This is a genomic window from Paenibacillus amylolyticus, assembly GCF_051136285.1.
Lineage (GTDB): Bacteria > Bacillota > Bacilli > Paenibacillales > Paenibacillaceae > Paenibacillus > Paenibacillus amylolyticus_F.
Map to the genome: position 1 here is coordinate 1,205,281 of NZ_CP194938.1, position 21,616 is coordinate 1,226,896.

Here is a 21,616-nt window from a genome sequence, read left to right on the forward strand (position 1 = left end):
CATTGCATAGCAACCGCACTAATGAAGGAAAAAATCAGATCGCATGGCTTCAGACGTGAGAATGTGTTGATTCGACCTTTTAGAACAAGGAAAGCTGGTTGCTCTCAGGCAAACCACGGAAACATCCCATATTGGTCAGTAACTCCACAATCGTTTTGGTTGCTTTGGATTTCTGCTGGAAGTCCTCGATCGACAGGAACTCGCCATGCTCGCGGGCTGCAGCAATGTTACGAGCCGCATTATCGCCAATACCTGCCAATGCAGAGAATGGAGGAATCAATGACTTTCCGTCCACAATGAATTTTGTCGCTTCCGAGCGGTATAGATCTATCGGTTTAAGCGAGAAACCGCGGGCTGCCATTTCCAGTGCCATTTCCAGAACAGGAAGCATGTTTTTCTCTTTAGGAGGCGCCTGAAAACCGAGTTGTTCAATCTCTACAATTTTGCGGTAAATGGCATCATAACCCTGACACACCAGTTCGATATCCAACTCATCTGCACGAACGGTAAAATAAGTCGCATAGTATTCAATCGGATGATACAGTTTGAAAAATGCCGTCCGCACCGCGGAAATTACGTAAGCAGCTGCGTGGGCCTTCGGAAACATATACTGGATTTTGAGACAGGAGTCAATGTACCATTGCGGCACCTTGCATTTTTTCATCTCGTCAATCCACTCCTGAGGAAGCCCGCGTCCTTTACGTACACTTTCCGTGATTTTAAAAGCAAGACTTGCATCCATTCCTGCTTTGTAAATCAGGAACAACATGATGTCATCCCGGCAACCAATTACTGTTTTGATGTTACATGTACCGTTCTTGATCAAATCCTGTGCATTGCCAAGCCATACGCCCGTACCGTGAGAAAGCCCCGAAATCTGGAGTAAATCGGCAAAAGACGACGGCTGGGATTCGACAAGCATCTGACGCACGAATTTGGTTCCCATCTCCGGCACACCGAAGGTTGCAACAGGGGAGCGAATTAACTCTGGAGTTACGCCAAGAGCCTCCGTGGAGTTAAACATGCTCATCACTTTGGGATCATTCATCGGAATTGTCGTTGGATCAACCCCTGTAAGATCCTGCAGCATACGCATCATGGTTGGATCATCGTGCCCCAGAATATCAAGTTTAAGCAAATTTTCTTCAAAAGCATGATAGTCAAAATGAGTGGTTTTCCACTCGGCTGTAACATCATCTGCAGGATACTGAACAGGTGTGACATCTTCCACTTCAATATAATCCGGAACTACGACAATTCCGCCGGGATGCTGTCCCGTGCTTCGCTTCACACCCGTGCAGCCGGAAGCCAGACGATTCAGTTCTGCCCCACGCCATTTTTTATGATGCTCTTCTTCATATTTCTTGGCAAAACCAAAGGCAGTTTTCTCGGCGACCGTACCAATCGTACCCGCACGGAATACACTTTTTTCACTAAACAGTATTTTCGTGTAGTTGTGGGCATGGGGTTGATAATCACCCGAGAAGTTCAAGTCGATATCGGGAACTTTATCTCCTTTGAAACCTAGGAAGGTCTCAAACGGAATATCCTGTCCTTCCCCTTTTAACCTACCACCGCAATTTGGACAAGGCTTCTCTGGCAGGTCAAACCCACTCGGCACACTTCCGTCCAAGAACCACTCACTGTGCTTGCACTCGGGATTCACACAGATATAATGTGCAGGAAGCGGATTAACTTCTGAAATCCCGAGGAAAGTTGCAACAACGGATGAACCAACCGATCCCCGGGAACCTACCAGATATCCATCCTGATTTGATTTTTTCACCAGACGCTCCGAGATCAGATAGTTGGCAGAGAATCCGTATTTGATGATCGGCTGTAATTCTTTCTCCAAACGAGCAACAATAACTTCCGGCAGGTCTTCACCATAGATAGACTTAGCTGTGTTGTAACACGTATTCCGGATTTCCTCATCTGCACCCTCCAGAATCGGGGTAAAGAGCTTGTCTGGGAAGAGCTTGATTTCTTCAAAACGGTCTGCAAGTTCAATCGTGTTGGTGACTACAACCTCATATGCTTTATCTTGTCCGAGATACTGGAACTCCTCCAGCATTTCGGCTGTCGTTCTAAAGTGAGCATCGGGTTTGCGCTGGTCTTTAAGCGGACTGAAGCCCGTTATGCCATGAATCGTAATATCCCGATAAATTTTATCTCTCGGCTCCAGATAATGCACATTACCTGTAGCGATGACTGGTTTATTCAATTTAGCTCCAATGTCTATAACTTTACGAACCGCAAGTTTCAGTTCTTCTGGTGTAGCGACAAGCCCTTTGTCCACCAGATGCATGTACATGGTCAAAGGCTGAATCTCCAAGATGTCGTAAAACTCGGCGATCTCCTCAGCTTCTTCCACCGATTTATTCAGGACAGCCTCAAAGAACTCTCCTTTTTCACAGCCGGATATGACAACCAGTCCCTCACGCAAATTTACCAGCTTGGACTTCGGTATACACGCAACACGTTTGAAGTGCTCTGTATGAGAGAGGGAAACCAGCTTGTACAAGTTTTTCTTGCCAACATCATTCAATGCGTAAATTCCACAGTGGAAAGGACGTGTATTCGACAAGTCTACACCCACAAAATCATTCAGGCGATCAAGCATCGTCAGGCCTTTTAATTGTGCTGCATCATGGATAAGACCATTCAAAACTCCCGCGAGTGCAATCGTATCATCAATTGCTCGGTGATGACTTTCCAGCGCGACTTTATACTTGTCAGCCAGCGTATTCAGCCTGTGATTTTTCATTTTTGGATACAAAAGACGAGCTAGCTCCAATGTGTCGAGCACCGGGTTCGGCATCTCGGGCATGTCCAATTTTTTGAGTGAGGCCTGGATGAAACCCATATCAAATCGCGCATTGTGCGCGACTAACACATCATCACCTGCAAAGGCAACAAAGTCACGAATAACCGGTTCAAGTTCAGGCGCATCTTTAACCATCTCATCTGTGATGTTGGTCAACTGCTGAATGTTATAAGGAATCCGTTCATGCGGATTAACAAAGGTAGCAAACCGATCTACCTCTTTCCCCTCTTGAACTTTAACTGCGGCGATCTCGATAATTTTGCTTTGCGTAACCGAGAGACCGGTTGTCTCGATATCAAATACGATATACGTGGCTGTTTTCAGATCCAGCGGCTGCGGCGCCAAAACTACAGCGACCGAGTCATTCACCACATTAGCCTCCAGGCCATAGATCATTTTGATTCCATTTTTCTTTGCCGCTTTGGCAGCCTCAGGATAAACCTGCACGCCGCCGTGATCTGTGACCGCAATCGCTTTGTGTCCCCATTCAGCAGCTGTTTTCACATATTTATCAATGGACGTTACCGCATCCATCGTACTCATTGTGGAGTGCAAGTGAAATTCTACACGCTTCTCCTCCGCTGAATCCTTCCGGGATGGCGGCGCCTTAACTTCAGTCAGATCCGAAGGAATCATGGCGAGTTCAGGAATTTGCATAAACCGGTCGTATTCTACACGTCCACGGACTTTTACCCATTTCCCATTTGCAAGCAAACTGAGAATTTTGACATCCTCTTTGGTTTTGGCAAACATCTTCATTTGCATCGAATCCGTAAAGTCTGTCAGATAGAAGGTAAATAACGTATTTCCATTCCGCAGTTCCTTGCGGTCCAGACCAAAGATTGTTCCCTGAAGTGTAATCTTTTTCTCTTCATCCTGAACTTCCTGCATAGGCACAGCGGGCTCTTTGATCTCATAACCCATCTGCAAACGCACATCGCCTTGTTCTTCATCCTCTGGCAGTTCGGTCTCCATGACTTCGCTCATCATCTTTTCAATAACTTGACGTTCTTCTACCTTCTTCTGGGCCTGGAATTGCTCCATCGCCTCTTTATTACTTCCCGCTTCACCTACCTGCATCTTGACGCGTAAAGGCAAGTGGAAATATTTTTCGTAGAACGTGGTGATGGCTTGGTCAATCTGTTTCTTACGTGCCAGTTCCATTGACGTCGAGTCACTCATCGTCAGTTGAAGCAGATCGGCTTCACATTCCACTGTCGCACGATTCATCCAGCCATTTACAGACGGAATTTCGCGTGTAACCCACTCCAGGAACAGGTTCCAATATTCTTTGACGATATCACCAGACAGAACCTTGTCCGTATATTTAAAGGCAAAAGTGATTTTGGCAATATGATTCATCTTCTCCTGAATATGCAGACTAAACGTTCGATAGATCGGTGCAGGTACCAGTGTATCCTTCCCAATCTGGATATGCCATTCGCGATTTGCACGATTGGTCTCTACCAGTTCAATCCACCCATCCAGGAAATAAGGGTCAGTCAATCCTGCCGGAAGTTCTGCCTGTTTCATCAACAACTCAAACCGTTTTCTCTTCTCCTCAAATCCACTCATCGTGTTCCTCCTGTGCCCCCTTAAAACATGAAAAGCCTCTGTATTCAAAAATGTCCCTCGATCCGAACCCGCACCGATCCATTTTATCCGACAGAAGCTCTTCATTCATTACTAAACTGGTGAATAAGCTCTCATTATCAAGCTATTTTGACTAGTATGCTCTTGCAAACACAACCGTGTGCTGCGCTTTTTCACCACAAGCCAGACATGTGTGCTTCTCTTCCGCAGGCTGGAACGGAATGTTACGGCTAGTTGCACCCGTGACTTCTCTTACTTTATCTTCACATACTTCTGATCCACACCAGCCAGCCAGTGTAAATCCGCGTTTGTTTTCCATCAATTCTTTCATCTCATCCAATGTATCCACCGAGTAGAAATTGTCTGACATAAACGTACGTGCACGATCAAGCATGTCAGTCTGAATTTGGGTCAACAAGGTTTGAATTTCTTCAACCAGGTTTGCCTGTTCTACCACTTTCTTCTCTCCGGTAATCCGAGATACAAGCACACATACACCGTTTTCCATATCACGAGGGCCAATCTCTAAACGAATTGGTACACCGCGCATCTCGTATTCGTTAAACTTCCAGCCTGGACGAACGTCACTGCGATCATCCATTTTCACACGAATACCAGCCTTTTTCAGTTCTGCGAACAGTTCATCCGCACGACCTACAACGGCGTCACGTGTTTTTGGCGGTCCAATCGGAATCATCACCACTTGCGTTGGTGCCACTTTTGGCGGCAGTACGAGACCACGGTCATCCCCGTGAACCATAATCAAAGCTCCGATCAAACGTGTGCTCGTTCCCCATGAAGTGGTATGAGCAAGCTCCAGAACATTGTTGCGGCTCAAATATTGAATCTCGAATGCTTTGGCAAAGTTCGTACCCATATAGTGAGAAGTACCTGCCTGCACCGCACGTCCATCTTTCATCATAGCTTCAATGGAAAAGGTATCTACCGCACCGGCAAACTTTTCCGATTTCGTTTTCTGGCCTGTAATGACTGGAATAGCGAGGTATTCTTCAACAACTTCACGGTAGATGTCGAGCATTTTCATCGTTTCTTCGCGTGCTTCTTCTTCCGTCTCATGCGCTGTATGTCCCTCTTGCCACAGGAATTCACTCGTGCGCAGGAACGGCAGCGTTCTTTTTTCCCAGCGGACAACGTTAGCCCATTGGTTAATCAAAACCGGCAGGTCGCGATAGGACTGAATCCATTTGGAATACATGTGTCCGATAATTGTTTCAGACGTTGGGCGGATGGCCAAACGCTCTTCCAGCTTTTCCCCACCTGCTTCGGTTACCCAAGGCAACTCAGGGTTAAAACCCTCCACATGCTCTTTTTCTTTTTGGAAAAAACTCTCCGGGATGAACATAGGGAAGTACGCGTTGCGATGGCCCGTTTCGCGGAAGCGGCGATCCATCTCATCTTTAATGTGCTCCCAGATTTCAAATCCGTCCGGTTTGAATACAATACAGCCACGTACCGGTGAATAGTCCATAAGATCTGCTTTTTTAATAACATCAATGTACCAGCGAGAGAAATCCTCACCCTGAGGTGTAATTTCAGTCACGAACTGTTTATCGTTTTCCTTTGACATAAGACTCCAGCGTCCTCCCATAACGACTAGCACTGAATACTACTCAGCACGTAGTCAAACCGTAATTATCCGTTAATTAAACGTAGTATATCATTATATGTTACCGCCAGCATCAGCACAAAGAGCATCGCGAACCCGACAAAATGAACCATGCCTTCCCGATTAGGATCAACCGGTCGACCCCGCAACGCTTCAATTCCAAGGAAAACGAGACGACTGCCATCAAGCGCAGGGATTGGAAGCAGATTGAATATGCCCAGATAGAGGCTTAGAATCGCTGCCCATCTTGTTAATTGCTCGATACCCTGCTTTGCAATCTGTCCAGTAACCTCAAACGTACGCACAGGTCCACCAATATCATCCATGCTAAACTGATTGATCAGATGTCTGAATCCTTCAAAAATCACCTTGGTAGTATCCACCATAGCTATTCCTGAAAACTTGAACATTTCCACAAATCCTACAGAACGTGTAGGCAGAACAGGTGCAATTCCTACCTTACCACCTTCCTGACCTTCTACCGCTCGAGGGGTAATAATGATATTAAACGTCTCATTCCCCCTGCGCAGTGTCCATTCCATCGGCTTGTCTTTGGATTCGGCAATCATCGTCACCATTTTTTTCGAATCTGTACCGATCACAGTACCATTAATGGTTTCAATAATATCCCCTTTTTGCAAATTGGCCTGATCCGCTGCCCCGCCTTTGAACACTTCGCCAATTTGCAAATTCTTCGGATTTTCAACCGGCACGCCTGCCATCAATGCATAAACAGCGAACAGAACAAAAGCAAGAATAAAGTTCATGAGTGGGCCTGCAAAAATAGCCAAGGCGCGTTGAGCCACCGTTTTGCTGCCAAACTGCCGATCTTTAGGAGCAATCTGTGTCTGTTTGCCGCGACTTACGAGCATTGCTTGCGGATGAATTTGATAGTGTTGTATTTCACCATCCACATCCAGTTGAAGCTTAAGTGTATTCTCCATATCAATGGAGATCACTTCTCCGCGAATTACATTTTTACGGTTATCCAATTGATCCAGATAGATCATTTTGACCTGATCCTCTACAGCCCGTACCGCTATGGTCTGTCCTTCCTGGATTTCAATCAGTTCCGGGTCTTCTCCTGCCATTCGTGCATATCCGCCAAAAGGCAGCAAGCGCAGTGTGAACTGCGTCTCATTTCTTTTATATGAGAATAATTTGGGACCAAAACCGATCGCAAATTCCCGCACAAGAATGCCGGCACGCTTCGCAAAGTAATAATGCCCCCATTCATGCACCGTCACGATGACAAAGAACATCAGCACCGTTAGAAATACCACTTGTATGGTTTCCAATCCCTATTCATCCTCCTTCACGGCACGTACCGCAGTCTGTCCCTCTAGACTATCATTATTCTCTAATGCCGCACAAGAGAATCCCTTCTTCCAGTTTGTCTCGAAAAAAAGAGATTACAGCAAGGAAGCAAGCTTGCGACTATCCTGATCACAGGCAGCGATCTGCTCCAGATCAGGTTTGTCCACATTCCGGTGCGCTTCAAGCACAGAAGCAATGATATCTTCTATTTTAAGGAATGAAATCTCCTTCCGCAAGAAACGGGCTACAGCAACCTCGTTGGCTGCATTAAAGGCCGTCGTTGCAGTTCCTCCCATTTTACCACATTCATATGCCATTCTTAAACACGGGAAGCGATCCATGTCCATCTCCCGAAAATGAAGTTGTCCAATTTGAGCAAGAGACAAACGTTTTGCCGGAGAAGGCATACGATCAGGATAGGTTAGCGCGTATTGAATAGGGACACGCATATCCGGAGTGCCTAGTTGGGCAATAATGCTTGTGTCTTCAAATTCTACATAAGAATGAATAATGCTCTCTGGATGAAGAAGTACTGTAATTTGATCATAATCAAGACCAAACAACCAATGTGCCTCAATGACCTCAAGCCCTTTGTTAACCATCGTTGCAGAGTCAATCGTGATTTTGGAACCCATTGACCAATTTGGATGTTTAAGCGCATCTTCTACGGTCACTTGCTGGAGCTGCTCACGTGTAAGAGCTCGGAACGAACCACCTGACGCAGTCAATGTAATTCCGGCCACACTTGAGCGGTTCTCTCCGTTCAAACACTGGAAGATGGCGGAGTGCTCACTGTCTACAGGTAAAATAGCTACCCCTTTTGCCGCAGCTCTTGCTGTCACGATATGACCAGCCGTAACCAGAGTTTCCTTATTCGCAAGTCCAATCTGTTTACCTGAATCTATCGCAGCAAGCGTAGACTCTAGTCCAACACTTCCTACGACTGCCGTAACAACTGTGTCTGCATCGGTTCCTGCAGCAATCTCAATGAGACCTTCCGAACCATAATACACTTTTGTGCCTGCTGGCACATGTGGAGCAACCTTGTCAGCCAGTTCCTTGGAACCTACAGAAATCTTTTTCGGCTGGTAACGTCTTGCCTGTTCAATCAGCAAATCTGTATTACTCCCAGCAGCCAGTGCTTCCACTTGAAAGTGCTCTGGATGCATATCAACAACATCCAGTGTCTGTGTTCCGATCGACCCCGTCGAGCCAAGAATCGCTATTTTTTTCATTCCTGCACCTCACCTCTAATCAATCCGATACTTGCAGGCGGTCAACACGTCATTTTGCACCTGTTTCCTCTTAATAAGGCAATAGCATCAGTATATGTACAAATGGAAACACTACAATCCAGCTGTCGCACCGATCCAGAATACCACCATGCCCAGGAAGAAGATTGCCTGAATCCTTAATGTTGTATACGCGTTTGTAGGCTGACTGGATCAAATCCCCCATCTGACCTACTACTGCACAGGCTATCCCGATCACAATCGCTCTCTGCCAAGAGAGCAACCCATCCGACACCAGCGCAAACACCACCGAGGTGACAATAGCAATGACAATGCCACCGAGCGCCCCTTCTACGGTTTTGTTCGGGCTGATCGAAGGCCAAAGTTTATTTTTGCCAATCCACTTGCCTACAAAGTAAGCTCCGGCATCACTTGCCCAGATGGAACCCAGTAGGAGGAATGTCCAGAACAAGCCATGAGGTAAATGTCTGGACTCTGCAATATAATAAAACCCTGTACCAATGTACAGCACGCCGATAAAAAGCATAGCCACTGTATTAATCGGCACTCTGTTCTTAGTGACAACCGAAGCGGTCATCAGAATTAACATGACAATCCATAAAGTTTGAAACAAGGATAACGGTCTGGAATCCCATACCAGTTCCCAAGGGAATACAATGGAGATCATTCCCGCATATCCAATCAGGGCTACACCTGAAAAAGGCTTCACCCCGGTCATTTTTACAAACTCATAATAACCGATGAGAGCCATAAGCAAGACTAACCCGTGATACCATAGGCCGCCAAGTATGCAAAATCCCAAAAACAACACACCTGCTATTATTCCTGTCGTTAATCGCTGTTTCAACGGCTTCATCCTCCATCTATTTCAAACCGCCGTAACGCCTTGTTCTGCGCTGATATTCGGCTACTGCTTCAAGCAGATGCTGTTTGCCAAATTCGGGCCAGTATATATCCGTAAACCATAATTCACTATATGCAAGCTGCCATAACATAAAATTACTCAGCCGCAGTTCCCCGCTCGTTCGGATCAACAAATCGGGATCAGGTAGATCTGCAGTCAGCATATGTTGGTCAATAAGTTCCGGTGTGATATCTTCTGCAGCCAATTCCCCCGACTTTACCTGCAGAGCAATTTCTTTCACACACTCCGTCATTTCCCGGCGGCTTCCATAGTTCATCGCAAAGTTCAACACCAGACCTGTATTATGTTCAGTAAGACGAATGGCTTCCCGCAAAGCATTTACCGTATGCGAAGGCAAATGCTCTTCATGTCCCATCATACGGATACGTACATTTTTTTCGATCAATTCTTCCAATTCAATAGCCAAAAATTCTTGCGGAAGTCTCATCAGAAAATCCACTTCTTCTTTTGGACGCGTCCAGTTTTCTGTCGAAAAAGCGTACATCGTCAGATATTTGATGCCCAGTTCATCCGCCGCGATGGTTGCACGTTTAACTGCCTTCATGCCGTTCTGGTGTCCGGCTATACGCGGGAGACCCAAACGTTTGGCCCATCGTCCATTGCCGTCCATGATGATGGCTACGTGCTGCGGGATATTATCCTCGGATATAGTCAGCGTTTCCTGCTTGTCAGCCCCATTCCACCACGACCGAACCCGTTTGATCATTCCTGTTCCTCCAAAATCCCTGAAGTTTCTTCATCTGAAGCTTTGAAAAAAGAGACAAAACCCCACCGTATTGGAGGGGCTGCGCTTGTCTTACACTTCCATGATTTCTTTTTCTTTGGCAGCAAGTACCTTATCGACTTCAGCGATAAATTTATCAGTCGACTTTTGAATGTCGTCCTGATGTCTCCGCGATTCATCTTCGGAAATCTCGGACTTTTCCATTTTCTTAATATCATCATTCGCATCACGGCGAATGTTACGAATCGCGACTTTACCTTCTTCGCCGAACTTTTTAGTCAGCTTGACAAGTTCAGCTCTGCGCTCTTCCGTCAGCGGAGGAATAGACAGACGAATCATACTTCCATCATTAGCTGGAGTGAGTCCCAGATCTGATTTCATAATCGCACGTTCAATATCACTCATTGCCGATTTGTCCCACGGCTGAATCATCAGCGTACGGGAATCTGGCGTACTGATATTAGCGAGTTGATTCAAAGGCGTCATTGCACCGTAATACTCGACTTGAACACGATCCAGAAGAGCCGGCGTTGCACGGCCTGCACGCAAGGTAGCCAGGTCACGGCGCAGTGCCTGAATCGCTTTTTCCATACGCTCTTCAGCATGTTGTTTAACTGCTTGTGGCATTAATCTACACTCCCTTTAACGATTGTTCCGATACGCTCGCCCAGAACAACACGTTTGATGTTACCTTGTTCTGTAATGTTAAATACGATTAACGGAATGTTATTATCCATGCAGAGCGAGGATGCCGTTGAATCCATTACACCAAGGTTTTTGTTCAATACATCCAGGTATGTCAACTGCTCAAACTTCTCGGCTGTGCTATCTTTAAATGGATCTGCTGAATAAACACCATCCACTTTATTCTTTGCCATCAAGATAACTTCCGCTTCAATCTCCGCTGCACGAAGTGCTGCTGTTGTATCGGTGGAGAAGAATGGGTTACCTGTACCTGCTGCAAAAATAACAACACGGCCTTTCTCCAGATGACGAATAGCTTTACGACGAATATACGGCTCTGCGATTTGTTGCATGGCAATGGATGTTTGCACACGCGTTGGCACTTCAATCTGTTCAAGTGCATCTTGCAGTGCGAGCGAGTTCATAACCGTCGCCAGCATGCCCATATAGTCCGCAGTTGCACGGTCAATCCCGTTTTCACTACCGGCAATCCCGCGCCAGATGTTTCCTCCGCCACATACGACAGCAACCTGTACACCGAGTGCAACAACATCTTTTACCTGCTGCGCAATGGAAGAGATCGTCTCTGCATCAATACCATAGCCGTTCTGACCGGAAAGGGACTCTCCGCTGACCTTTAAGACAACACGTTTAAATACTGGCTGTTCCAATTGTTCACCCTCCACTTTGAATTGAACACGCCTGGTGTTCAACCAACAAAACTTTTCGCGTACAGCCTCCTGCTTAAAAAGAAAGGAACACAGAAGTGTTCCACTCTTTTAGGAAAAACGATTAACCGATAAGGTACTGTTTTCCTGAGATATAAGGGAGTTTACGCTTCGAAGTTTCATCGTTCTTATATCTTCGAAAATTTATACTGCTTGTCGGTTTAAAAAACGTCTTATTTGTTTACTTGGGACATAACTTCTTCTACGAAGTTATCTACTTTTTTCTCAAGACCTTCACCCAGTTCATAACGAACGAAACGACGGATGGAGATATTTTCACCGATTTGGCTGATTTTTTCATTCAGCAATTGGGAAATTGTTTTGTCTGGATCTTTAACGAAAGTTTGCTCCATCAAGCAGTATTCTTCGTAGTATTTACCGATACGGCCTTCAACCATTTTTTCAATGATTTTTTCTGGTTTGCCTTCGTTCAATGCTTGAGCTTTCAAGATTTCTTTCTCTTTCTCCAGCTCTTCAGTAGGAACTTCTTCGCGTGTAACAAATTTCGGATTAGCTGCAGCAATTTGCATTGCTACGTCTTTAACGAAATCTTTAAATTGATCCGTTTTACCAACGAAGTCAGTTTCGCAGTTAACTTCAACCAGAACACCAATACGGCCACCAGCGTGAATGTAGGATTCTACAACACCTTCAGTTGCTGTACGTCCAGCTTTACTTGCTGCTGCGGAAAGACCTTTTTCACGCAACAATTCAGCAGCTTTCGTTACATCACCGTTTGCTTCTTCCAGTGCTTTTTTGCAATCGAGCATACCTGCGCCCGTTTTTTCGCGAAGTTCTTTTACCGCACTCGCATTAACTGCCATTATAAATTCCCTCCAGATTAAGTATTGTACGTACACTCTAAAAAAAGGGCAGTGAGAGGTTATCCACCTACCAACCACCCTTTTCATTTAATTTATGAATGATATGTTCGAAACTATTAAGCGGAAGTTTCTTCGCCTTGGTTAGCTTCGATAACAGCGTCAGCCATTTTACCTGTCAGCAATTTAACAGCGCGGATCGCGTCATCATTACCTGGAATAACATAATCGATCTCGTCCGGATCGCAGTTTGTATCAACGATACCAACAATTGGGATACCCAATTTGCGAGCTTCAGCAACAGCGATACGCTCTTTGCGTGGATCGATGATGAACAGGGCGCTAGGCAGGCCTTTCATATTTTTAATACCGCCCAAGAATTTCTCAAGACGATCTTTTTCTTTGCGAAGCAAGATAACTTCTTTTTTAGGCAGAACAGCGAAAGTACCGTCTTCTTCCCAACCTTCCAACTGTTTCAAACGATCAATACGTTTTTGAATAGTAGAGAAGTTAGTCAGGGTACCGCCGAGCCAGCGTTGGTTGATGTAGAACTGACCAGCGCGTTCAGCTTCTTCTTTAACGGAGTCTTGAGCTTGTTTTTTAGTACCTACGAAAAGAAGAGTACCATTCTCGCCTGCGATTCCTTTAACGAAGTTGTAAGCCTCTTCGACTTTTTTCACCGTTTTTTGCAAATCGATGATATAAATTCCGTTTCTTTCAGTGAAGATATAACGATCCATTTTTGGGTTCCAACGACGAGTCTGGTGACCGAAGTGTACCCCAGCTTCGAGAAGCTGCTTCATGGAGATTACTGCCATCTTCACACACCTCCTAATATGGTTTTTTTATTGTGTCCCTCCGCCAGCATCATTTTTCGCTAAGACTCTCCAATAGGAAAGCACCCTCAACAAAATTAGCACAGCGTGTGTTTTAACACCGTTATCTAATATATCATAAGTGACAACCTGTTGCAACATTTTCTGAATCTAAATTTTCATGACTTCAGGTTATCAAAAAGAACCGTCTAGTCTGAGCATTCATACTCAGCTTGACGGTTCTTTGGTGATTTTAGCAATAATCGACTTGAAACTTTCGCCCTTTTCAAGAGAATAAGTGCCCACTTGAATTTTTCTATTAATCCCTTCAGCATTGCCTGCCTTGATAAATGCTTGCGCATCATCTACGATACCGACGTCCTTCAGGTTTTCAGCCACCATAACCAAACTGTTGCCAGAACGCACCTTGAACGTTACAGCAGCTCCCTTAGGTTTACTTGGTGTGGCAGGTTTGTTTGTTTGCGGCTGATTAATCTGTGTTTGATCTTTGACATTACTGGACTCTGGCTGCTGTGGCTGTTTTGGTTGCGTTGGATTCGTAGCAGAAGTGCCTTGGTTAGGTGTTACTGCTGTTTCCCCCTGCATTTTGCTGCTTTCCTGTTTTTTCTTAGCCACCCATTCTGTTTCCGTATACAACTCGTCTTGGGCACCAACCAACTTCAGATCCAGACTCTTTGCTGCTGTCTCCAGTTGTTCTTTCGTCCAATTTTCAGGTTGCACCGGTTCCAGATTGCTGTCAGACAGAGCTTTTTGTCCAACCGTAGCCAGTTGAAGTAACACAGCTCCAATAATCATACCGCTTCCTATTCCGATCCACAAAGATCGCTTGTCCATGGTTAGCTCTCCTCCCGCTCTGCCAGCTGCAATATTAATTGCACCTCACCAAGCTGTATGCCTGTTTGTCTAGAAATGGAGTCCATAGACTTTCCTTCATCATGTAGTCTAAAAAGTTCTTTGTAACGATCTTTAATAGATTCACGCTGCGGCTCTAAGAATCCTGCCTTGACTTGAGACTCTGCTACTGATACAAAGTGTTGATTCTTCTCAGCTCTTACACTGTCCAACAGTTTTTGTGCCTGCAGTCCCTCAGAAGCTTTACCCGTTATACTCTCAACAGGCGGTGACGAGATAGCCTCAGCAGTCGTTACTTTTTGCTGCTCCAGTTGATCAAGCCGCTGCTGTAATTCATGAAGTTGCAACTGCATCCGCTGATCCGCTGCTGTGGCTTCACCTTTAAGTTCAGCCACACGTTGAATAAGGGCGTCATTGTCTTCTTCAATCTCTGTCATATAATGTTCGAGCGTTGACTCCATCTCCTGCACCAGTTGATGTGATGGCTGCTGTTCCTTGTCTCTTCGAGGCATGATGAATGCATAAGCAATTGCACAAGCTCCTAATACAACAATAATGATCCATGGTGACAAATTGCTTCTCTCCTTTTGTTACGACCACCGGGGCGCAAGCTTCCAGCCTGGTTGTACTCTTTCACATAGACAGGTCAACATGTTTACCTTTGTAGGGATGCTCTGCGAGTTTTACATTCTCCTGCTCAACGGCTCCATCCTGTCCATCAGCCCCACTATGGTACTCCCCGCCACCCGCATGACCATCACGCACCGAAGTATGCGATGTTTCAGCCATGGCCTCACTGCGCTGCCTTGCCTCGTTCGCTTCTTTTGCCGTCTGTTCCGCAAGTAGATTCTGATCGGTAACCGGCCTCTGCTGAGTTTCACTTTGATATCGTCCTGCTTCACTGGTTCGCGGCACCGCAATCTGCAACTCCACTGCTTTGAAACTCATACGCTCACCTCACGGTTTCGAATGGATTTCCTCATAAGCCTGTTGCTTGTTTTAAACGTACGGCGTCATCGTGATATCTCCATCTTGATAAAAAAATGACATTCGACTGACTGGATCTTTAATAAATTTCGTATATCTGCCGATAACTATTTTAGAGCCTCCATAGATCATCTTCAGAATATCAACACGAGCTCTACTTGTATCTTCAAGTACCTTTTCAATCTCCAAGATACGAGTTTTCATTTCTCCACTCTGATGAAGAGCTGATTTTTGAGTCGAGTTTAATTTGATTCTCATAGCCATTTTGTCTGGCGTTAGTTGTCCTGCTGCAGCCAGCTGATCAAGTAAAGTCAGCGCCTTCTTGGTTTTGTCCAAGGAGTCCATTTGTTCTCTAATTTCCTTACGCAGCTCATTCATTTCGTTTCGGAGTCTTGGTAGCACGCCAACCTCAATTGAGGTAACTGTAGACATCGTGTTGCCTACAACACGCGCAGACACATGCTCTCCGGCCTGTGTTGAACCTCCAACGATAAGCCCTTTGGTTCCTGCACAGATTACAGCATGACCCGCACGAACATTGGAGTGCATAATACTTTGGGATACAAGTACATCTTCACCTGCATCAACATTGCCATCTTGAATGAATGTGCATTTCACATGATGTCCGGCATGAATTAAACCTTTGTTGTAACCGATGATCCCGCCGGTAATTTCGATAGAGCCACCTGCCTCCAGTTCTGCTCCTTCGACACCTCCGACGACACGAATGTCACCTGCCGCTTTTACCTTAAAGCCAGTGAGTACATTACCTCGGATAACCACGTTACCCACAAAGTCGATATTCCCATGTTTATAATCGACATCACCATTAACTTCGTATACAGGAAATACATTCAGTTTGTTTCCATCTGTTCTGCTCACTAGGCCATCAATTGCAGCATACATCGCAGAGCCATCAGGACTGACAACAACATTTTTCCCAATTTTAAATCGAGCTTCTTTTCCGGGACGAAAAGGAATTTCCTCACCAGTCACTGCTTTGCCGGGTACACCATCAACAGGATCAATACGCTTGGCGATGATCTGACCGCTGCGTACATTGTCTAACCGGATCAGCTCTTTGTAATCCACTTTTCCATCTTCTGCTTCCAATGGCCGCTGTTCGTTGTCATCTTCTTTGCCAATCAAAACTTGAATATATCCATCGATTCCTTGTACAGGAGAAACGCCTTCAGCTATCTTGCATTTATCTTTCAGGTAGGCAGACGGGTTATTCACAAAAACTAATAATTTTTCTCGCAATAGACCATGTTTGATGCCCTTGCTCTCCACAAATTGTTCAAGCTCTTCCGTGGTACAGGAAAAGCCTTCTTCTTCATTGTAATATTCAAGATAAGCGGTACATTTATCATCGGATAAAACAACGTTTAGTGATTTTTCCATAACAGTCCCTTGTGTCAACGCGGATCTTCCTCCTTATTAGCCTGTCCACTCCCTAAACATATCTTAACTTCTGCTCTCTAGTCTTTACGCATCAGCAAATCTTTTTGTTTATCCAGTGTGCCGCGAAGCCGTAAGATGGCTTTGGAATGTAGTTGGGAGATACGAGACGGCGAAAGAGACATAACCTCAGCAATTTCACTTAGAGAAAGGTCTTCGTAATACAAAAGAGAAACCACCGTTCGTTCTTTAACTGTCAGCTTTTCAAGCCCTTGTATCAGCGCATCTTTTAAATAAAACTCATTAACCTTATAATCTGGATTTTTGGCTTTTTCATCTACCATTAAAGAGAGACGTGTCTCTGACTCTTCTTCCCGGATCGGATCTTCCAGTGAGCAGAGTGACATAACTGCCACCTCCTGAAGCATATGTTGGAAATCCTTAGTTGACACGTCCAGATACTGACTCATTTCTTCATCACTGACCGAACGCAAATAGGTCTGCTCCAGTTGCTGGTAAGCATCTTCAATTCGCTTCGCTTTCTCACGTACAGATCTGGGAACCCAGTCTCCTTGACGTAATCCATCCAGTATAGCTCCGCGAACCCTCCATGAAGCGTAGGTCTCAAATTGCAAGCCTCGTTCATAATCAAATTTTTCCAATGCATCAATGAGACCCATTACTCCATTGCTTTCCAGATCGTCTTTCGGGACGTTCTTGGGTAACCCCACTGCCAATCGGCCTGACACATAGTTAACAATATGAAGATATTTTTCGATCAACATTTTTTTTGCTTCAATATCTCCGTGTTCTTTCCATTTTTCCCACAGATCAGAATGGTTCAAATGTGAAGCTTTACGCTCGTTCAATTGCTTTCACCCTCCTTATTTGTCTGTCAGGTGACGAACGGCCTGCGCCAATTCCTCCGGGTCTTTGGTCCGGACGAGTTTAGGCGGATCCAAAGGAGCAAATCCCGTTGGAGCTTTCGTCTCAGATGGTGGATGATCAGCCCCGGCGGAGTCGCTCTGTCCATTCTTGAGCAAGTCATTCAGCTCTTGTCCATCGTCTTCGAGTTTAATGTCCACCTGTGAACCTTTTAGATCTTGAGCACCCTCTGAATCATAACCATATCCATTTTCTACACGAGGGCTAAACAATACTCCCAATCCCCAACGCAGACCATATGCTAAGACATACCAGGCTGCGAATCCTATTAATCCGCGTATTAAACTGGTCATCAACACATTGCTGCTGAATGCTACAAAAAAAGTCAGAACGAATCCGACTATGCCTGCTCCAAGATTAATGCGGTAGTTTCCTATCATTATATTATAATTCCTTTACACCCATTTGTACGCTACGAATAGTTAAAAGTCCTGTCTCGCAATTCATTTCGATAGTGCGCCCGTAATTTCCTCCTGTATCTTCGCCAAGTAGAGGAATTTTGAGCTGTTCCAACATTTCCCGACAGGAATCTGCATTCCGTGGTCCAATTCGCATCGTATCTCCTGCCCCTGAGAAAGCAAACATCTGTGAGCCTCCAGCCATCTTGGATACAATCCGTGATTGAGACGCGCCCAACTTTAGCATCTTTTCAAGCAATTCTGGTAATGCCGTGTCCGCGTATTTAGCCGTGTTCAGCTTCCCCTCCCGGGCAATCTCTGAGCTTGGAAGCATGACATGCGCCATTCCAGCCAGTTTTAGCTGTGGGTCATACATCGTTAGTCCCACACACGACCCTAAGCCAGTGGTACGGATTACGCCAGGGAGTTGAGCGATATTCAGATCCGCCATACCGACTTTAACGACGCTCTTGTCCTCAATCATTGTTCAGTGGCACCCCTAGCGATTCAAAAATCTTTGCAAAAGAAGGCGGGTCTGGAATCAGGAAAAACTGCCCCTCTACCTGGTCTTCACCCTCAAAGAAAGAAGTATCAATTAATAATGCTGCATCGCCCATCTCTCCAAATTGCAGTAGCCCATAACTTAAGATTGCTCCTGCCATGTCGATGGACAGCCCTGGAACCGTAGGATACATCGACAGCTTTGTGAAGTCCGCCAGAGAAGACAGATACGATCCAGCCAGAATGTTTCCAATCTCAGACAGGGCAGAGTACTCCATATCTGTGAACGCCAAGCCTTCTTTTAACTCAAAGCCAGCAAGACGATTCAATAACATTTTTGCAGCCTCCGGGGTCATCATAAAAAAGAGATTACCAGGTGCTTCACCTTCTACACGAAGAAAAATTGTGACTACAATCCTCTCATCGCCACCCACTTTTTCAGCAATTTCCTCGAAAGGGAGCATCTGAACAGTGGGTACGCCCATATCAATCGGTCTATTAAGGAGTTGAGACAACGCCGTAGCGGCGTTGCCTGCTCCAATATTACCGACCTCTTTGAGCACATCCATTTGGAAACCCTCAAATCGGCTAAACATCTCCACAGTGCTAGCCCTCAACACTTTCCAGCTGCACAATCTCGCTTTTATTTAATACTTCGTTAAGGTTAAGCATAATCAACAAGCGGCCATCTTCCAATTTGGCAACACCACGTAGATATCTCGCCTTAACACCACCGACAACTTCTGGTGGAGTATCGATGGAACTGCTTTTAATGTCAATAACGTCATTGGCAGAGTCAACGATAAAACCAACCTGCATATCGTCCACGCCTACAATAACGATACGTGTTTGATCTGTATATTCCGTTTCTGCAAGGGAGAAGCGTCCGCGGAGATCAATCACCGGAATAACAACACCGCGCAGGTTGATAACTCCTTTTACGAAGGAAAGTGTTTTAGGAACGCGGGTAATCGGCATCATGCGCTCAATAGTCTGAACCTTGTCCACCTCAATACCGTACTCTTCGGACCCTAATTTAAAGACGATGACTTTCAACTCTTCTTCCATGTAAAAAACCTCCCTATTCAATGTAAAACTCCATCTTCATACTTATTTAATAAACGCATTTGGATCAAGAATCAGAGCTACTTGTCCATCTCCAAGTATCGTTGCACCGGAGATTCCTTCAATAGCAGGAAGATACGTTCCCATCGATTTAAGAACGATCTCACTTTGGCCAATGAATTCTTCAACAGCGACAGCTGCCAGACGGTCTCCTTTTCGAATAACAACGATCTCAGTTTCTTTCTCATCCGCGTCGTTGAAGTCCGGCACTCCGAAAACTTCGCTCAATGACAGGTACGGTATCAAAGACTCACGGAACGTAATCATTTTATTTCCATGGATATTACGCACTTGTTCACGCTGTACGATGGCTGTCTCAACGATCGAAGACAATGGAACAGCATACTTCTCTGAACCAAGCCGCACAAGCATCGCTGCAATGATGGACAAAGTCAACGGAAGCTGTACAGAGAAGTTCGTGCCTTTGCCTGGCGTAGAAGTAATGGTTACATTACCGCCAAGCGAAGTGATTTTTGATTTTACAACGTCCAGACCTACACCGCGCCCAGAAATATCCGAGATTTTATCAGCTGTACTGAATCCAGGAGCGAACAACAATTGATTAACTTCATCATCCGTCATTTTTGCACCCTGTTCTTCCGTTACAACCCCACGTTTGATCGCAGTTTGAAGGAGCTTGTCACGATAAATCCCTTTACCATCATCCTCAATCTCAATAAACACATGGTTACCGCTATGGAAAGCCCGCAGATTAACGGTACCCATCTCCGGTTTACCAGCAGCAACACGCTCCGAAATAGATTCTACGCCATGGTCTACCGCGTTACGCAGCAAATGCACAAGCGGATCACCGATTTCGTCAATCACCGTTCTGTCGAGTTCTGTTTCAGCACCAGTAATGACAAGATCAATCTTTTTATCCAATGTTTTGGCCAAGTCACGAATCATACGTGGGAAGCGATTAAACACTGTATCTACAGGTACCATCCGCAATTTCAGTACGATGTTCTGCAAGTCCGTGCTCACACGACTCAAGTGCGCTACAGTATCAGACAGATCATTGTTACCTGTCTCACTTGCCAATTGTTCAAGGCGTGAACGGTCAATCAATAATTCGCTGAATAAGTTCATCAGTACATCGAGACGCTCAATGTCAACACGGATGGTTCGTGAAGGTGCAGCCGCCTGTTTCGGCGCTGTCGCTTTCACGGAAGCTGCTTTCACTTCTTCTAGAGGCGCAGAATCTAGAGCCGGTGCATCTTTAACAGCAACAGTCTCTGGTCTATCTTCTACCGCTGCCGCAGCGGCTACCTGATTGGTCATCTGCTGCAACGTTTCTTGATCCAGTTGAATCAACTTGGCACTCTCAATCTCCGAGATGCTCATAATGCCCTTTTCCAGTTCTTGCGCCTCTTTGGTCGTTATGTAATACAACGAGAAACTGCGCTCAAACTTTTCTTGCTCGATATCCTGAACAGAAGGATAGGCTTTAACAACCTCACCCGAACGCTCAAGCATGTCAAACACCATATATGCTCGAACGCCTTTTAACTGGCTATGCTCACTTACAAGGACTTCAACGTAGAATACACGGTGACCCTCGGCTATAGACTGATCAAGTACTGAATATTGGAATTCATCCAGTTCTACAGCATTGGTCATCGAAGAATTGGTTTGCTTGTCTGCTTGTACAGCAGGAGCACTGCCTCCTGTCCATTCGCCACTTTCAATAGCCTGGAGCGAAGCAACAATAGAGGTGACATCCGCTTTACCTTCACCGCCTCCGGTAATATCCTGAACCATAGTCTCCAAAGCATCTAAACTTTTGAACATAGTATCAAAGATATAATCCTGCATTTTCAGTTTCTCATTACGCACCATATCCAGTACATTTTCCATTTTGTGTGTCAGTGAAGCCAGATCTTCGAAGCCCATAGTTGCCGCCATACCTTTGAGAGTATGAGCAGAACGGAAGATGACCTGCACTATGCCCAGATCTTCCGGATTCGCTTCAAGTTGTAGCATGTTTTCGTTAAGGGATTGCAGATGATCATTAGACTCATCAATAAACATGGATAGATATTGGTTCATGTCCATTATGAGGCACCTCC

Annotated in this window: 20 protein-coding genes; all 20 read right to left on the bottom strand. The window is 45.4% G+C overall.

Annotated features, from left to right (window positions below; all coding sequences use genetic code 11):
- Nucleotides 1–79: 79 nt before the first annotated feature.
- The 20 genes from ACR8BL_RS05370 to ACR8BL_RS05465 all read right to left on the bottom strand — a co-directional run bounded on the left by ACR8BL_RS05370 (nt 80) and on the right by ACR8BL_RS05465 (nt 21,602).
- Nucleotides 80–4,402, bottom strand: coding sequence for a PolC-type DNA polymerase III (locus tag ACR8BL_RS05370; RefSeq protein ID WP_434751656.1), 4,323 nt, complete (start codon nt 4,400–4,402; stop codon nt 80–82).
- A gap of 151 nt (nt 4,403–4,553) precedes the next feature.
- Entirely contained in the window at nt 4,554–6,008 is a 1,455-nt protein-coding gene (gene proS / locus ACR8BL_RS05375; RefSeq protein ID WP_434751657.1) for a proline--tRNA ligase, read from the bottom strand.
- 65 nt (nt 6,009–6,073) lie between these two features.
- Nucleotides 6,074–7,345 carry an RIP metalloprotease RseP gene (gene rseP, locus ACR8BL_RS05380; protein WP_434751658.1) on the bottom strand — a complete coding sequence of 424 codons (1,272 nt, stop codon included), beginning with the start codon at nt 7,343–7,345 and terminating at the stop codon, nt 6,074–6,076.
- 114 nt (nt 7,346–7,459) lie between these two features.
- Complete coding sequence (locus ACR8BL_RS05385) at nt 7,460–8,599, bottom strand: 1-deoxy-D-xylulose-5-phosphate reductoisomerase (RefSeq protein ID WP_434751659.1); 1,140 nt, start codon at nt 8,597–8,599, stop codon at nt 7,460–7,462.
- 70 nt (nt 8,600–8,669) lie between these two features.
- Nucleotides 8,670–9,464: a phosphatidate cytidylyltransferase gene (locus tag ACR8BL_RS05390; protein WP_434751660.1), complete on the bottom strand. Its 795-nt coding sequence runs from the start codon at nt 9,462–9,464 to the stop codon at nt 8,670–8,672.
- Nucleotides 9,465–9,480: 16 nt separating this feature from the next.
- Nucleotides 9,481–10,248: an isoprenyl transferase gene (locus ACR8BL_RS05395; RefSeq protein WP_434751661.1), complete on the bottom strand. Its 768-nt coding sequence runs from the start codon at nt 10,246–10,248 to the stop codon at nt 9,481–9,483.
- A 90-nt stretch (nt 10,249–10,338) separates the two neighbouring features.
- On the bottom strand, nt 10,339–10,893 hold the full coding sequence (gene frr / locus ACR8BL_RS05400; RefSeq protein ID WP_434751662.1) for a ribosome recycling factor: 555 nt from the start codon (nt 10,891–10,893) through the stop codon (nt 10,339–10,341).
- The gene (gene pyrH / locus ACR8BL_RS05405; protein ID WP_434753024.1) at nt 10,893–11,621 is read right to left on the bottom strand and encodes a UMP kinase; all 729 of its coding nucleotides are present in this window, start codon (nt 11,619–11,621) and stop codon (nt 10,893–10,895) included. The genes frr and pyrH overlap by 1 nt, the downstream gene beginning before the upstream one ends.
- Nucleotides 11,622–11,851: 230 nt before the next feature.
- Complete coding sequence (tsf, locus tag ACR8BL_RS05410; protein WP_434751663.1) at nt 11,852–12,502, bottom strand: translation elongation factor Ts; 651 nt, start codon at nt 12,500–12,502, stop codon at nt 11,852–11,854.
- Nucleotides 12,503–12,618: 116 nt separating this feature from the next.
- Nucleotides 12,619–13,317, bottom strand: a complete 699-nt coding sequence (rpsB, locus tag ACR8BL_RS05415) for a 30S ribosomal protein S2 (protein WP_434751664.1) — start codon at nt 13,315–13,317, stop codon at nt 12,619–12,621.
- Nucleotides 13,318–13,542: 225 nt separating this feature from the next.
- Nucleotides 13,543–14,169: an endolytic transglycosylase MltG gene (locus tag ACR8BL_RS05420; protein WP_434751665.1), complete on the bottom strand. Its 627-nt coding sequence runs from the start codon at nt 14,167–14,169 to the stop codon at nt 13,543–13,545.
- Between the two features lie 2 nt (nt 14,170–14,171).
- Complete coding sequence (locus ACR8BL_RS05425; RefSeq protein ID WP_434751666.1) at nt 14,172–14,759, bottom strand: hypothetical protein; 588 nt, start codon at nt 14,757–14,759, stop codon at nt 14,172–14,174.
- 61 nt (nt 14,760–14,820) lie between these two features.
- Nucleotides 14,821–15,135, bottom strand: a complete 315-nt coding sequence (locus ACR8BL_RS05430) for a hypothetical protein (RefSeq protein ID WP_434751667.1) — start codon at nt 15,133–15,135, stop codon at nt 14,821–14,823.
- 51 nt (nt 15,136–15,186) lie between these two features.
- Nucleotides 15,187–16,596, bottom strand: coding sequence for a DUF342 domain-containing protein (locus ACR8BL_RS05435; RefSeq protein ID WP_434751668.1), 1,410 nt, complete (start codon nt 16,594–16,596; stop codon nt 15,187–15,189).
- 59 nt (nt 16,597–16,655) lie between these two features.
- Entirely contained in the window at nt 16,656–17,444 is a 789-nt protein-coding gene (locus ACR8BL_RS05440) for a FliA/WhiG family RNA polymerase sigma factor (protein WP_434751669.1), read from the bottom strand.
- A gap of 15 nt (nt 17,445–17,459) precedes the next feature.
- Nucleotides 17,460–17,900 (bottom strand): hypothetical protein, encoded by a 441-nt coding sequence (locus tag ACR8BL_RS05445; protein ID WP_434751670.1) that lies wholly within the window; start codon nt 17,898–17,900, stop codon nt 17,460–17,462.
- A gap of 4 nt (nt 17,901–17,904) precedes the next feature.
- Entirely contained in the window at nt 17,905–18,402 is a 498-nt protein-coding gene (locus tag ACR8BL_RS05450; protein WP_434751671.1) for a chemotaxis protein CheD, read from the bottom strand.
- Complete coding sequence (locus tag ACR8BL_RS05455; RefSeq protein ID WP_434751672.1) at nt 18,395–19,015, bottom strand: chemotaxis protein CheC; 621 nt, start codon at nt 19,013–19,015, stop codon at nt 18,395–18,397. Before ACR8BL_RS05455 ends, ACR8BL_RS05450 begins: the two co-directional genes overlap by 8 nt.
- Nucleotides 19,016–19,025: 10 nt before the next feature.
- Nucleotides 19,026–19,487, bottom strand: a complete 462-nt coding sequence (locus ACR8BL_RS05460; RefSeq protein ID WP_272035097.1) for a chemotaxis protein CheW — start codon at nt 19,485–19,487, stop codon at nt 19,026–19,028.
- 42 nt (nt 19,488–19,529) lie between these two features.
- On the bottom strand, nt 19,530–21,602 hold the full coding sequence (locus ACR8BL_RS05465) for a chemotaxis protein CheW (protein WP_434751673.1): 2,073 nt from the start codon (nt 21,600–21,602) through the stop codon (nt 19,530–19,532).
- Nucleotides 21,603–21,616: the final 14 nt, after the last annotated feature.

Coding starts and splice junctions, on each gene's coding strand:
- ACR8BL_RS05370 (WP_434751656.1), bottom strand. CDS start 4,402: ATGAGTGGATTTGAGGAGAAGAGAAAACGGTTTGAGTTGTTGATGAAA.
- proS (WP_434751657.1), bottom strand. CDS start 6,008: ATGTCAAAGGAAAACGATAAACAGTTCGTGACTGAAATTACACCTCAG.
- ACR8BL_RS05385 (WP_434751659.1), bottom strand. CDS start 8,599: ATGAAAAAAATAGCGATTCTTGGCTCGACGGGGTCGATCGGAACACAG.
- ACR8BL_RS05395 (WP_434751661.1), bottom strand. CDS start 10,248: ATGATCAAACGGGTTCGGTCGTGGTGGAATGGGGCTGACAAGCAGGAA.
- frr (WP_434751662.1), bottom strand. CDS start 10,893: ATGCCACAAGCAGTTAAACAACATGCTGAAGAGCGTATGGAAAAAGCG.
- tsf (WP_434751663.1), bottom strand. CDS start 12,502: ATGGCAGTTAATGCGAGTGCGGTAAAAGAACTTCGCGAAAAAACGGGC.
- rpsB (WP_434751664.1), bottom strand. CDS start 13,317: ATGGCAGTAATCTCCATGAAGCAGCTTCTCGAAGCTGGGGTACACTTC.
- ACR8BL_RS05420 (WP_434751665.1), bottom strand. CDS start 14,169: ATGGACAAGCGATCTTTGTGGATCGGAATAGGAAGCGGTATGATTATT.
- ACR8BL_RS05430 (WP_434751667.1), bottom strand. CDS start 15,135: ATGAGTTTCAAAGCAGTGGAGTTGCAGATTGCGGTGCCGCGAACCAGT.
- ACR8BL_RS05445 (WP_434751670.1), bottom strand. CDS start 17,900: ATGATAGGAAACTACCGCATTAATCTTGGAGCAGGCATAGTCGGATTC.
- ACR8BL_RS05450 (WP_434751671.1), bottom strand. CDS start 18,402: ATGATTGAGGACAAGAGCGTCGTTAAAGTCGGTATGGCGGATCTGAAT.
- ACR8BL_RS05455 (WP_434751672.1), bottom strand. CDS start 19,015: ATGTTTAGCCGATTTGAGGGTTTCCAAATGGATGTGCTCAAAGAGGTC.
- ACR8BL_RS05460 (WP_272035097.1), bottom strand. CDS start 19,487: ATGGAAGAAGAGTTGAAAGTCATCGTCTTTAAATTAGGGTCCGAAGAG.
- ACR8BL_RS05465 (WP_434751673.1), bottom strand. CDS start 21,602: ATGGACATGAACCAATATCTATCCATGTTTATTGATGAGTCTAATGAT.